The sequence below is a fragment of the Pedobacter sp. BS3 genome, from assembly GCF_008274585.1.
Lineage (GTDB): Bacteria > Bacteroidota > Bacteroidia > Sphingobacteriales > Sphingobacteriaceae > Hufsiella_A.
This window is the reverse complement of record NZ_VTRT01000008.1, coordinates 57,849-71,743: the sequence shown is the minus strand read 5'-3', so window position 1 is coordinate 71,743 and position 13,895 is coordinate 57,849. Positions and strand designations below refer to the sequence as shown.

Sequence of the window (13,895 nt, the reverse complement as noted above, 5' to 3'; positions counted from 1 at the left end):
GAAATTAAAAAAGCCCATGGCATAGGCCATTCTGCATATTTTGTAACATATAAGTCAGATATTATTAATTGATATGGTTATAATTAACAAGAAATATTCCTTAAGTAACCGTTGTTTCTTTTTTGACTTTTGACTTTTTAATTTGAATTACCATGTTTTTAGGTATCGATTACGCCACCTGGTGGTTTATGATTATCGGAGCGGTTTTTACCGGGTACGCCATTTTAGATGGCTTTGATTTAGGCGCAGGAGCATTGCACCTGTTTTTCAATAAAGAAGCGAGCCGCAGGATTGCGCTAAATGCCATTGGTCCCGTATGGGATGGAAACGAAGTGTGGCTGGTAATAGGTGGCGGGGCTTTATTTGCCGGATTTCCAAAAGTGTATGCTTCGGTTTTCTCCGCGTTTTATATCCCGTTTATGCTGTTCCTTACCGTGTTGATATTCCGGGCTATATCCATTGAGTTCAGAAGCAAGGAACCCATGTTGTGGTGGCGTAAAATGTGGGATTATGCATACTGTTTTTCAAGCGCTACCATTGCCATTTTGTTGGGAATAGTGTTAGGAAACATGTTATTAGGTATTCCCATTGATCAGGACGGGAATTTTACCGGCGATCTGTTTTATTTTCTCAATCCGTATGCTATTATGGTAGGGGTTACCACGCTGGCTTTATTTATGATGCACGGCGCCATTTACCTGGTGATGAAAACCGAAAACCGTTTGTACACCAAGCTGACCATTATGGTGCGCAATACCACCATCTTTTTTTCAATATGTATTTTATTGCTTAGTTTTTATACGTTGCTGTATATTCCGCATTTAACCAATACCATCCGGCATCATACCTGGATGTTCCTGATACCGGTAGCGATGGTATTCAGTATAGCCAATATCACGCGAAGCGTGGCTAAGCATCGTTTTATCTATGCCTTTGTATCGTCAAGCATAACGGTAAGCCTGCTGCTAATTATTGTAGCTATTGAACTTTATCCCAATATGGTGTTGTCAACGTTGAGTCCGGCATATAATCTAACCGTACAAAATGCGTCATCATCAGAGAAATCGTTAACTATCATGCTTATTGTTGCCGCTATCGGCGTTCCATTGGTGGTTGCTTACACCAGCTTTGTATTCTGGACGTTTAAAGGAAAAGTTAAGCTCGATGAAACCAGTTATTAGTTGTGTTGTTAAGTCTGCTTCAACAATAGCGTTTTCTGATTGTTGTACATCAAAATAAAATGGCCATGAGTTATACTGCTATTACAGAACTGTTAGGTTCGCAGGCCGAAGACCTGCTCAATCATCAATGTAAAACCATTAGTAAAGACCTGTTGCATACGCCTTCTCCGGATTTTGTAGATAAGATTTTTGTGCAATCTAACCGCAATGCGCAGGTTTTACGAAATCTTTCGGCCATGTATAACCACGGGCGACTTGCCGGAACGGGTTATTTATCGATACTGCCGGTAGACCAGGGTATTGAGCATACCGCAGGTGCCTCGTTTGCGCCCAATCCCATGTATTTCGATCCTGAAAATATTATTAAGCTGGCTATTGAAGGAGGCAGCAGCGCCGTAGCCACTACTTTTGGAAACCTGGCAATGTTGTCCCGGAAATATGCGCATAAAATTCCATTCCTGGTAAAACTGAATCATAATGAGCTGTTAACGTATCCCACAAAATACAACCAGGTGATGTTCGGTTCGGTTGAAGATGCCTGGAACCTGGGTGCGGCAGCGGTAGGAGCTACCATTTATTTCGGTTCCGAAGAGTCGAACCGGCAACTGGTTGAAGTAGCCGAAGCCTTTGAACGGGCACATGAGCTGGGAATGGCCTGTGTGTTATGGTGCTATACCCGTAATAATGCCTTTAAAAAGGACGGTGTGAATTATGAAACGGCAGCCGATATCACCGGTCAGGCCAATCATCTCGGCGTAACCATACAGGCCGATATTATTAAACAGAAATTGCCTGATGTAAATGGTGGATTTACGGCTATCAACTTCTCTAAAAGCGATAAGCGGATGTATACCGAATTATCGTCCGATCATCCTATAGACATGTGCCGCTACCAGTTAGCCAATTGCTACATGGGACGTGCCGGCTTGATTAATTCCGGTGGCGAAGCCAAAGGACAAGCTGACCTGGCCGAAGCTGTAAGGAGCGCCGTTATCAATAAGCGGGCAGGAGGAACAGGCCTGATATTAGGCCGGAAAGCTTTTCAGCGGCCATTTGACGAAGGCGTTAAACTATTACACACTTTACAGGATGTTTATCTGACCAAAGAAATAGATTTGGCGTAGGGTGTTAAATTAAACTATCGTTCGCAGTTGTAACGCGGATACCCGAGGTTTGCGATTCTATCGCGAAATAAGTTATCTTTATTAAAAACTAACTAACGTTATGGCAGGAGATCGTTATTATACGATTCCGATAGTTTACTATTCATTCTCGTCAATCTTATATGCTTAAAAAAATATCATTTGCAGGATTATTAGTATTGATAATTTCTCACTTCACTTATGCCCAGGACAATTTATGGAGAGAATATAAGATCTCCATGATTGGAACCTCGCAAACCATTTACCTGATTGAGCAAAAAGACAATAGCTATACTGGCTATATTACGAGTGATTTTTTTAGACCCCTAAAAAAGATCCTTTTCATTACCGTAAGAAAAGTTAAGAACTTTCAGATCAGGGAAGATTTACCTCGGCAGGTTGTAAAAACAACGATGCAGGCGTTGAAATCACAGGGAATTGAAGCCCTTAAAAAGTGTGAAGATGATGAACAATGCAGTAAAATAAATTTTTTGGATCCCGATCATTTAGCTTTTGAAATCACTGTAGGCAGCAAAAGAATTAAAGCTGGTTTCCAGGCGGTTTATCCGGAGAGAAAATCAAACACACCTATTGAATCTACAACATTGAGAAGGCAAGCCCAGGTACTAATTACTATCGTAGACAAAAGTATCGATCTGGAAAATGAGTTCAGGAAATCCCGAAGTAAGATCAAACCTCCGTATTGCTACGGCTGTGGTGGAATTTCTTATTGTTGCGTACGTTAGCCTGCTTCGGAATAAGTATCATTTGTCGCGACAAACTTGGCGCTCTTGGCGTAGTACAACAATTCAACAATTGAACAATTCAACGATTCAACGATTCAACGATTGTCAACCTAACAAATCCAACAATTTAGCAATCCAACCATTCAAAACAATTTTAACTCCTCGGCAAATTATACGCACAACGTAATAAAGCACAATAATCCAACCGGAGCGACAGAATTTTAAAATTTTACGCTACCTTTGTATTTCTAAAATATGAGCATGATTCACCTCTTTTCAGGTCAATCCGACACTATTTTCGCTTTACAGACCAACCGCGAACTTTCTTCAGAAGACGTTAAAAAACTTGAGTGGCTTTTTGGTAACGCCAAATTACAATCCGGGCCGACTATGGAAGGCTTTTTTGTGGGCCCGCGTGCCGCTATGGTAACCCCCTGGAGTACCAATGCTGTTGAAATTACCCAGAACATGGGTATTGAAGGCATCATCCGGATAGAAGAATTTAAGCGGGTGAGTAACGATTTTTCGGATTACGACCCTATGTTGTCGCAAAAATACAATGGCCTTCACCAGGATATTTATACCATCCATATTCAGCCGGAGCCGGTTCTTGAAATAACCGATATTGCTGCTTATAACAAACAGGAGGGCCTTTCTTTAAGCGATGAAGAGGTTGAATATCTTGAAAACCTGTCTAAACGCTTAGGTCGTCCGCTTACCGATTCGGAGGTTTTCGGCTTCTCCCAGGTAAATTCAGAGCATTGCCGCCATAAAATATTTAATGGTAAGTTTATCATCGACGGCGAAGAAAAACCAACTTCGCTGTTTAAGCTTATCCGGAAAACATCCGAAGAAAACCCTAACGATATTGTTTCGGCATATAAAGACAATGTGGCTTTTATTAAGGGGCCGGTTGTTCAGCAGTTTGCGCCCAAACGTGCCGATGTGCCCGATTTTTACGAGGTAAAAGAATTTGAATCGGTAATTTCGCTTAAAGCGGAAACGCATAATTTTCCCACTACGGTGGAGCCGTTTAACGGTGCAGCGACCGGTTCGGGCGGAGAGATCAGGGACAGGCTTGCCGGTGGACAAGGGGCTTTGCCGCTTGCCGGAACAGCCGTTTACATGACGGCGCTGTCGCGGTTGGAAGAAAACCGCCCCTGGGAAAAAGCCGTTAAAGAACGCGAATGGCTGTACCAAACGCCTATGGATATCCTGATCAAGGCGTCTAACGGAGCGACAGATTTCGGAAACAAATTCGGCCAGCCCTTAATTACGGGTTCTGTGTTAACTTTTGAGCACGAGGAAGATAACCGTAAGCTGGGCTATGATAAGGTGATTATGCTTGCCGGAGGTGTAGGTTACGGAAAGGCCAGCCAGGCACAGAAACATCATCCAAAGGCCGGCGATAAAATTGTCATTCTCGGCGGCGAAAACTACCGGATAGGCATGGGTGGAGCCGCCGTTTCATCCGCTGATACCGGCGAACATGGCAGCGGTATTGAGCTGAACGCCATCCAGCGTTCTAACCCCGAAATGCAGAAACGGGCAGCCAACGCGGTTCGCGGCATGGTAGAGAGCGACCATAATGCCATCATTTCCATACATGACCATGGCGCCGGCGGCCACCTGAATTGCCTTTCGGAACTGGTAGAAGAAACCGGTGGTAAAATCGATCTGGATAAGCTGCCTGTGGGCGATCCGACCTTGTCTGCCAAGGAAATTATCGGTAATGAATCGCAGGAGCGTATGGGTTTGGTCATCGGAACAGGCGATATCGCGACCTTACAGAAAATTGCCGACCGGGAGCGTTCGCCGATGTATACGGTTGGCGATGTTACCGGCGATCACCGTTTTACCTTCGAATCTGCTTCTACCGGTGTTAAGCCAATGGATCTGGAGCTGAAAGATATGTTCGGAAGCTCGCCGAAAATGGTAATGGAAGATAAAAGTGTGCAACGTGCTTACCAGCCTGTTACATACGATAAGGCTAACCTGCATACCTATCTGGAGCAGGTGCTGCAACTGGAGGCTGTAGCCTGTAAAGACTGGCTTACCAACAAGGTTGACCGTTGTGTGGGTGGCCGTGTTGCCAAACAGCAATGTGCCGGTCCGCTGCAATTGCCGCTTAATAACTGCGGTGTTATGGCATTGGATTTCCAGGGTAAGGAAGGTATTGCCACATCCATCGGGCATGCGCCACTGTCGGCGCTTATTGACCCGGCTGCGGGAAGTCGTAATGCAGTTGCCGAGGCATTGACCAATATCGTGTGGGCGCCGCTGAAAGACGGTTTGAAAAGCGTTTCGCTTTCTGCAAACTGGATGTGGGCCTGTAAGAACGAGGGTGAAGATGCCCGTTTATACGAAGCGGTAAAAGCCTGTTCTGATTTCGCTATCAGCCTGGGAATTAATATTCCTACCGGGAAGGACTCGCTTTCCATGAAGCAGAAGTACAAAAACGATGAGGTTATTGCTCCCGGAACGGTCATTATTTCGGCTGCGGGCAACTGCAGCGATGTGAGGAAAGTGGTAGAACCTGTGCTGCAAAAAGACGGCGGCAATATTTACTATATCAACTTTTCTAACGATACGTATAAGCTGGGCGGCTCGTCATTTGCGCAGGTTGTCAATAAAATTGGAAACGAAACGCCGGATATTACCGATGCAGAAGCGTTTAAAAATGCGTTCAATATACTGCAACAGCTTATTAAAGCCGGTAAAATTGCCGCCGGACACGATATCGGCAGCGGCGGTTTAATTACCACTTTGCTGGAAATGTGCTTTGCCGACCGTGATCTGGGTGCAACCATCGATTTATCGGCACTGGGTGAAGCGGATAGCATCAAAGTACTATTTGCCGAAAATATGGGTGTGGTGTTCCAGGCTTCGGCAGAGGTAGAACCGGTGTTAACGGCCGCTAAGGTGCATTTTTATAATATTGGTCAGGTTACGTCATCCGCTAAGCTGGACGTGAAAAATGGCGCTGAGCGCTTCAGCTTTGATATTGATCATTTACGTGATGTCTGGTTCAAAACATCGTATTTGCTGGACATTAAACAAAGCGGCGCCGAAAAAGCAAAGGAGCGCTTTGATAACTATAAATACCAGGTATTGCGGTATGCATTCCCGGCACATTTTGATGGTAAAAAGCCGGTTTGGGATGCGTCAAAACCCCGTATCAAGGCTGCCATTATCCGCGAAAAGGGCAGCAACTCTGAACGTGAGCTGGCTAACGCCATGTACCTGGCAGGTTTTGATGTAAAAGATGTGCACATGACCGACCTGATAGCAGGCCGTGAGACGCTGGAAGATATTCAGTTTATTGGTGCGGTAGGAGGGTTTTCCAACTCGGACGTTCTGGGTTCCGCAAAGGGCTGGGCCGGTGCGTTTCTATACAATGAGAAAGCCCGTGTTGCCTTGGAGAACTTCTTTAACCGGGAAGATACCTTATCGGTTGGTATTTGTAACGGCTGCCAGCTGTTCATTGAGCTGGGGCTTATTAATAAAGATCATGCCGAGAAGCCAAAGATGCTGCACAACCGCAGCAATAAGCACGAGAGTATCTTTACTTCGTTGACGATACAGGAAAATAATTCGGTGATGCTTTCCTCATTGGCCGGTAGTACGCTGGGTGTGTGGGTGTCGCATGGTGAGGGACGTTTTAAAATGCCGTATACCGAAGATAAATACCGCATAGTTGCCAAATACGCTTATGAGAATTATCCGGCCAGTCCAAATGATTCAGATTTTAATACGGCGATGCTGTGTGACGATACCGGCAGGCATTTGGTAATGATGCCGCATATTGAGCGTTCATTGTTTCAATGGCATTGGGCGAATTATCCTAAAGGCAGAAATGATGAGGTATCGCCCTGGATGGAGGCCTTTGTGAATGCCCGGAAGTGGCTGGAACAGCGGTAAATTGCAGGGGAAGTTTCGTGTAAAGTTTCTAAAAGCGGTTGTTAGAAAAAATCAGAAAGTACCGTCAATTTCGACGATCCTTCCCGTGCGTACGTATTAGCGTCAGGTTAAGAGCTTTCCCCGGCCTGTCCCCCGACAGGCCGGAACGAATAATGTTGGTCTGTCGGGGGACAGACCAAGCGGTGGGGATTATTATCGAACTCACGTGTAGGTTTCAAAACTGAAATTACCTATAATTGTTATTCGTTAAAACGTTAAACATGAAATATATTTTGTCCGCTATAGCTTTGCTGCTTAGTGTATCAGCCTGTAAAACCTTGACACAGAGTTCAGATCAGCCGGCGTTGGAGAATACGCATTGGAAGCTGATCGCCCTGGATCAAAAGCCGGTCGATTTTGGAGATAATGCTTTCCTGGAGCTCAAAGACGGCGATAAGATCTCAGGGAAGGCTGCCTGTAACAGCTTTTTTGGAGAATATGAAGCCCGGTCTAAATCCATTAAATTCAGTAAAATTGGTTCAACAAAAATGTTTTGCAACAACCTGATGGATCAGGAGAACCTGATTCTTACCAATCTGCAAAAAGCTAACCGGTACGAGATCCGTTACGGTATGCTTTACCTGTACGATTCGAATATGCTGCTGATGACCTTTAAAAAATAAGCGCTTAATGGCTGATGAGCAGAACGGAAGGTTTGACCTGTTTTTGATCGGCGATACCGGCAGTGTGGCAACCGGCAAACCGGACGCGGTGCTGGAAATGCTTCACAGCCATATTCAGCCAAATCATTTATCAGCTATTATTTTCCTGGGAGATAATATTTATCCCCGTGGTCTTCCCCCAAAAGGGCATCTGCTTAGAAAAGCTGCCGAAGCGATCCTGAAAGCGCATCACGAAGCATTAAAGGATTATCCGGGTAAAGTGCTGTTTATCCCGGGTAATCACGATTGGAATAAAGGGCGTAAAGACGGCTATGATTATATCCTGCGGCAGGAAAAATACCTGGAGAAACTCTTTGACGGTAAAAATATCTTCCTGCCGAGTAAGGGATGCCCCGGCCCAACCGAAGTTTCTATAAATGATAAACTGAGCATTGTGCTCATTAACACCCAGTGGTGGATGCAAAAAGGTGTTCGCCCGATAGGACAGCGGTACGGTTGCCGGGCCGCGTCTGAAGATGATTTCTTTACTATTCTGGAGCAGATACTTGAAAAGAACAGGAATAAGCGTGTTGTTATAGCCGGGCATCACCCGGTGTACAGCTACGCCATTCACGGCGGGCGATTTAAACTAAAACATCATTTATTCCCTTTAACCATCTATGATAAAGATGCTTATATTCCATTGCCGATTATCGGTTCATTGCTACCGCTTTACCGTAAGTTTATTGGTGCAGAGGAAGATATGGCGCATCCGCGATACCGTAATCTGCGTAAGCAGATGAAAGCTATTTTTTCACGGTACAGCAACCTGATCTATGCTTCGGGGCATGAACATAACCTGCAATATATCTGCAAAAACAATAATCACTTCATCATTAGCGGGGCAGGGTCAAAGCTGAAATATGTGATCCAGGAAGGTAAATATCTCGAATTTGGCAGAAAGGCAAAGGGTTTTTTTAAGCTGGTATTTCAGCCGGATGGTTCGGTTTATTTATCATCGTGGGTAGTGAACCATATCCGTAAAGAAGGGGAGCTGGCGTATGAGAAGCAGATACTTTAGAAGTCAAAAGTCAAAACTACCGTCGATGAATCCGAAAGCTTGGTTAACAGGTTGGGCATACAACTTGTCACAACGATTCCGGTGGAACGATTACCTGTAATGCCTGGGGCAATATTTCAACAGATATCCGTTTAACCTTGCCAATTACCTCACCGTCAATTTGTAAGGTGGTTTTCCGTGACGAGATGATATGCGCTTCGGAGCAACTGATCACTTTCACATAATCGGATGTTTGCAGGGTTCCCCTGAACATTTTCCAGGCGATGGCAAACAAGTAGATCTTCGGGAAGGGTTTTACAATTACCAATTCGAACTTACCATCGTTGATTCGGCCAATAGGATTGATCACGGCGCCAGTCCCATACCTGGAAGCATTGGCAAAAGTTAGCGATACAGCTTTGTGCAGGCTTTCCAGGTCATTGCTGCGGATAATAAATTTGTAGGTTTTGAGTAAGAACACTTCCCTGAACAGATGCCGGGCATAAGTTAGCAATCCGCGGCGGGTGTCCAGTTCAAAGCGTTTAACAATGCGGGCATTCAGGCCAACATCTGCCAGATGTATGCAGATATGACCGTTTACCTGTAGCAGGTCAATAGCAATGGTCTTCCCGGAAGAGATCAGCTGCAGCAAGGCATCAATATGATTGCCAAGCTGCAGCTCACGGGCCATTCCGTTAGCCGACCCAATAGGAAGAATTAATAATTTAACGGGCGTGTGTTTTAAAATGCGGGCCAGCAGGTTAATGGTGCCGTCTCCGCCGGCGCCGGCTACAATTTCAGGGCGGTACGTTTTTATCAGCCGGGAAATTCGTTGCTCCTCATTGGATGCTTCCATCAGGTGCACCTGGTATTCAAATCCACTCTGTGCCGCCGCATCAGCAATCTGGCTTTCCAGGTTTGCTACAGGTTGGCGTCCTGATTTTGGATTAATGACAAAAAGGACTTTCACACACTCTGCCGTTTACAACTGCTCTTTTACATTAAGCAAAAATTGCTTTATACGCTCTAACGAATTGATGATCTTTTGATTATCCTTAGCCGTATCTTTATTGGATTTCAGGTGTTCCTTTGCACCCTGTAACGTGTATCCTTTTTCTTTTACCAGATGAAAAATAATTTTCAGGTTATCAACATCTTCAGGAGAGAATAACCGGTTGCCTTTTTTGTTTTTCTTAGGCTGTAAGATATCAAACTCACGTTCATAAAACCTTATCTGAGAGGCGTTTACTTCAAACATCTCGGTCACTTCGCCCATGGTATAGTATAACTTATTGATATCGCGTTCTTTATAAGGCATGATCGTGTCAAGTCAAAATTCAAAAGTAGAAATTCAAAATTCAAAAATAAAAATTCAGAAATAAAAAGTTGAATCCGCGAATCGTTCCTCTGGGGACAGGCAGTGTGGGAAAACCCCGACCTTTCGGGGTAAAAAGGTGAAAGGTTCTTTCGTTGTTTAGCCTGATGCTTAAAAAACGGAAACTTTTATACCTTTAATCCATTACTGCTAACTTAACGCCATGTATATCTCAAATACGCTCATCTTACAATTGAACCTACTGGCAACCATCGTGTTGCTAACCGTTTCATGCGGCTTATTCTTCAGAAAGAATAACATAAAAGCTAATATTTTTCTTGGTTTTTTACTGCTATACCCGGCTATTACCATCATGATCAATGCAATCTTTATTATTTTCCGCAAGCATAACCTGTTATTTCTGGCTCCGGTAAACATCGGTATAAACCTTACTTTTGGGCCTGTGCTGTTGTCGTACCTGCACTTTATACAGGGAAAAGGCGGCAATGCGGCGGCCGGTAAAATACTGCACTTTGTACCTGCCTTAATAGTTTTTACAAGCTCCGTATATTATCTATTCATTCCCGGTAACGAGTTAATTAGGGTTTTTAACGATGTGCTTGCAGGTAACAATACTTATATTAATTGCATCAACCTGTTCCTGCTTATCCACATTGGTATTTACCTGTACATAGCCTGGCGAAGAACGAAGGTGTACGAAGCACGGGCGCTTGATTTAGGTATATCCGAAACAGAAACTTCTGTAAAGTGGCAGAAAGCATTTTTGATCTGTATCATATCAGTAAATATTTTGTTATTGCTGGCCTATTCATTACCTGTGGTCATAACAGGCAAAGCCCATATTTACTCCGATTTAATTGCAACCCCCGTTACAGCCCTTATCATGTACGGTTTCATGATATACAAGGGGCTTTCTTACCACGTAATATATAGCAAGCCGGAATATCAGGCATATACGGCCGCAGCGGCGCCGCTTAATAGCTTTATTGAAGAAGTTGAAGCCTCAAATAAACAGCGCCGGCAGTCGCCGGTATACGAAGATGAATTTATCAATGAGGTAAACGCCAGGCTGAATGAGCTGTTTCAGTGCCAGAAGATACATGTGAGGCCCGGGCTAAAGCTGCACGATGTAGCTGCAATACTGTCTGTTAGCCCGGCAGTATTATCCGGCTTTATCAATAGCCGGCTAAAAATGACCTTTTTTGAAATGGTAAACCATTACCGTGTTGAAGAAGCAAAACAACTATTGGTTCACCCGGATTACCGGCACTATAAAATAGAATATATTGGCGAAGCATCCGGCTTCAATTCGCGGGCTTCGTTTTTTTCAGTGTTCAAAAAGCAGGTGGGCAAAACCCCGCAGGCTTTTAAAGATGAGCACTCATTGCCCCTCAATTAGTACAAACTTACCAAGATTAGACTTCTTTACGCCTCCCGATGCTAACCCTTATGGGCAGCTATATGGATATTTAGTCCATAAATAAAATGCGATTTTCCTGTTACGTAATATCCGTATTTCTGGGTATAGACGAGAGGAAATGTGTTTTTGAATTTTATATCGTCAAATTTTAATGGAAAAACAATTACATTATGAAAAGACCCGTTACACTCACAGCATTCGTTGCTTTATTAGCTATAACACAGGCGTATGTGGCTAATGGCCAACGTTTTTCTGATATACAGAATAAAAGCGGCAAAAAACTTTTTACCGAAAGCCGGTTCAGGCTTTACGGCAGGTTTACCGATGTGGCTTCGAAATATACGGTTTCGTACTCGGCATATTCCCTGAATATCGGCATATTCAAAAACGAGCTCGGTAAGGGCGGCTTCAGGTTAAGATACGTAAATCCTACGCTGGGCGACCTGTTATGGATATTTCCTGAAACCTACGAAACCGCACAAGCCGTTAAGAATGGTGTAGTGCCCACTACACGCAAACACGCCTGGAAAGACCATGCCCATGGCGGCGGTTATTTTGGCTGGGCGCAATATTGTAAAAACATCGTAACCAAAGACAGGTTTTTGTTCTCGGCCGGCATTTCGGGCGGCGATTATATTTACGGGTCAAGGGTTAACGGCGTAAAGGAGGATCCCTGGGGCTATTACCTTGCTGCCGGCCCTGCCGTTATGGTATCGTACGTCCCTGCCAAATGGTGCTGGATTGACGCTTATACTAACTACGACATCAGCCTGGTAAACGGCATAAAGAGCAAAGAAACCGACCCTAAATATCCCAAACCACATTTCTTTACCCTCGGTGCAGATTTTAATACCAATAAACAAATGTTTGCCGGAGTACGCTACAATGCTTTAGTTGACAGAGGGATTAGAAACGATGCCTCGAACAGGTTAGACATCATGGTAGGATTTATACTTTGACCCGAAAACCACACTATCTGCGATATATGACTTTATTCAACATTAAAAACAAAAAAACAGTGAAACATCTAACAAAAACCCTGGTGGCAACAGCCATTTTGCTATTTGCCATTACGTATAGCAGCAACGCCCAACTTGCACCTTTAAACATGCCGCAAAGCGATACCTCGTGGAGCGCACCGCAAACTATGGTGCTAAAATCGCATTGGGGAGGTACACAAGAGGTAGAGATTACCTGTAAATTAATAAAACACTACGGCACTACCGGGAAATTTGAGGTACAGATCACCAACAAAGGGCCTAAAAAATTAACGGGTTATGTTGGTTTGGTAATGGGCGGCGGATGGAAAGACCTGAACTACAACAATCTGGCTCATTTTAACCGGCTGGGCGCCAACTATTGGATAAGGTTCAATCTCGAACTGAGGGGATGTTTGCCAAAAGGCCGCAGCAAAATGACCGATTTGGAAAAATGTAAGGCCTGTATGCCCCACATCGGCTTTGCCGAAGTAAATTTTGACTAACTCAACAACTAAATACCATGAAAACAAGATTATTTTTATTGGCTACCGGCCTTGCAGCGTTAACCTTTGTTGGCGGATGTAAAAAAAAAAAGAAAAAACAGACCCCGATCCGAATAACAATCCCGCTTCGGTAACCGTGCCCTACGCATCTATTACGAAAATTAGCGGTACTACCCCGCAATTTCGCTGGACGTACACCTCTGCCGATGAGAAACTAAAAACCATAAAGTGGGAGCAGTTGAACACCAGTCCGGTAAAAGTAACCAATATCAGCACCATAACTTACGATGCCGGCAAGCTTAGCAAGATAGAGATAGACATGGACGGCGGAATTAAACGTACTTTCACCGTAACCTATAACAGTCAGGGGCGCTACCAAAAGTCAACTGATGTATACAGCAGTAACCCTAACCAAATATGGAATGTGGAGGCAGAGTACGATGCCAGCGGACGTATTGAACAATGGAACCGCTACCGTACAACCACTGGCAGTATCAGCAATGCTTCTACCCGCGAGTTTACCTACGATGCTGCCGGCAATGTAACCAAAGTAAAGCAGACAGACGGCTCGCTTGTTACCAACATGACCGTAACCTACGACAACAAGACGAATAAAGCCTATCTGCAACCTGAGCTTCTGGCGCTGCTGTTTGGCGATTTCTCAGATGCCTTGCCAATGATTTGGGCAGGCACGGTCCCTCAGTTGATACCTTTGTCGAAAAACCACCCCGTTGAAATTGTTCGTCAGAATGCCAGTCAAAACATGAAAATAACACTCGCCTACACCTTTGATGCTAATGGCAACATCACCAAGGTAGTGGAACAATGGTTCGACATGTTAAATGGAGGAAGCAAGATTAATGAAGTTACTTTTGAGGTTACTATACCTTAGAACAGGTTTAAATTTCATAGATGTGATCATTGTAAATGGATGGTGAAGACACCGTCCATGATTTAGCTGCTGC

The 13,895-nt window shown here is 44.3% G+C and carries 12 protein-coding genes; 10 read left to right on the top strand and 2 right to left on the bottom strand.

Annotated elements, in window-relative coordinates; all coding sequences use genetic code 11:
• Window positions 1–152 precede the first annotated feature (152 nt).
• The 6 genes from cydB to FW774_RS18075 all read left to right on the top strand — a co-directional run bounded on the left by cydB (window position 153) and on the right by FW774_RS18075 (window position 8,712).
• On the top strand, window positions 153–1,181 hold the full coding sequence (gene cydB, locus FW774_RS18100; protein WP_242457874.1) for a cytochrome d ubiquinol oxidase subunit II: 1,029 nt from the start codon (window positions 153–155) through the stop codon (window positions 1,179–1,181).
• 65 nt (window positions 1,182–1,246) lie between these two features.
• On the top strand, window positions 1,247–2,305 hold the full coding sequence (locus FW774_RS18095) for a class I fructose-bisphosphate aldolase (RefSeq protein ID WP_149349630.1): 1,059 nt from the start codon (window positions 1,247–1,249) through the stop codon (window positions 2,303–2,305).
• A gap of 161 nt (window positions 2,306–2,466) precedes the next feature.
• Window positions 2,467–3,069 carry a hypothetical protein gene (locus FW774_RS18090; RefSeq protein WP_149349629.1) on the top strand — a complete coding sequence of 201 codons (603 nt, stop codon included), beginning with the start codon at window positions 2,467–2,469 and terminating at the stop codon, window positions 3,067–3,069.
• Window positions 3,070–3,330: 261 nt separating this feature from the next.
• Window positions 3,331–6,990, top strand: coding sequence for a phosphoribosylformylglycinamidine synthase (gene purL, locus FW774_RS18085; protein WP_149349738.1), 3,660 nt, complete (start codon window positions 3,331–3,333; stop codon window positions 6,988–6,990).
• Window positions 6,991–7,250: 260 nt separating this feature from the next.
• A complete protein-coding gene (locus tag FW774_RS18080) occupies window positions 7,251–7,652 on the top strand; it encodes an META domain-containing protein (RefSeq protein WP_149349628.1) in 402 nt (133 codons plus the stop codon).
• 7 nt (window positions 7,653–7,659) lie between these two features.
• Entirely contained in the window at window positions 7,660–8,712 is a 1,053-nt protein-coding gene (locus tag FW774_RS18075) for a metallophosphoesterase (RefSeq protein WP_149349627.1), read from the top strand.
• Window positions 8,713–8,779: 67 nt separating this feature from the next.
• On the opposite strand, the gene FW774_RS18070 is transcribed toward FW774_RS18075, so the two are convergent.
• Entirely contained in the window at window positions 8,780–9,661 is an 882-nt protein-coding gene (locus FW774_RS18070) for a diacylglycerol/lipid kinase family protein (RefSeq protein WP_149349626.1), read from the bottom strand.
• A 12-nt stretch (window positions 9,662–9,673) separates the two neighbouring features.
• On the bottom strand, window positions 9,674–10,009 hold the full coding sequence (locus tag FW774_RS18065) for a MerR family transcriptional regulator (RefSeq protein ID WP_149349625.1): 336 nt from the start codon (window positions 10,007–10,009) through the stop codon (window positions 9,674–9,676).
• A gap of 220 nt (window positions 10,010–10,229) precedes the next feature.
• Between FW774_RS18065 and FW774_RS18060 the strand changes: the two genes are divergently transcribed.
• The 4 genes from FW774_RS18060 to FW774_RS18045 all read left to right on the top strand — a co-directional run bounded on the left by FW774_RS18060 (window position 10,230) and on the right by FW774_RS18045 (window position 13,822).
• The gene (locus tag FW774_RS18060; RefSeq protein WP_149349624.1) at window positions 10,230–11,426 is read left to right on the top strand and encodes a helix-turn-helix domain-containing protein; all 1,197 of its coding nucleotides are present in this window, start codon (window positions 10,230–10,232) and stop codon (window positions 11,424–11,426) included.
• Window positions 11,427–11,617: 191 nt separating this feature from the next.
• Window positions 11,618–12,406, top strand: a complete 789-nt coding sequence (locus FW774_RS18055; RefSeq protein WP_149349623.1) for a hypothetical protein — start codon at window positions 11,618–11,620, stop codon at window positions 12,404–12,406.
• Between the two features lie 59 nt (window positions 12,407–12,465).
• The gene (locus FW774_RS18050; protein WP_149349622.1) at window positions 12,466–12,930 is read left to right on the top strand and encodes a hypothetical protein; all 465 of its coding nucleotides are present in this window, start codon (window positions 12,466–12,468) and stop codon (window positions 12,928–12,930) included.
• A 136-nt stretch (window positions 12,931–13,066) separates the two neighbouring features.
• The gene (locus FW774_RS18045) at window positions 13,067–13,822 is read left to right on the top strand and encodes a DUF4595 domain-containing protein (protein WP_149349621.1); all 756 of its coding nucleotides are present in this window, start codon (window positions 13,067–13,069) and stop codon (window positions 13,820–13,822) included.
• Window positions 13,823–13,895 lie beyond the last annotated feature (73 nt).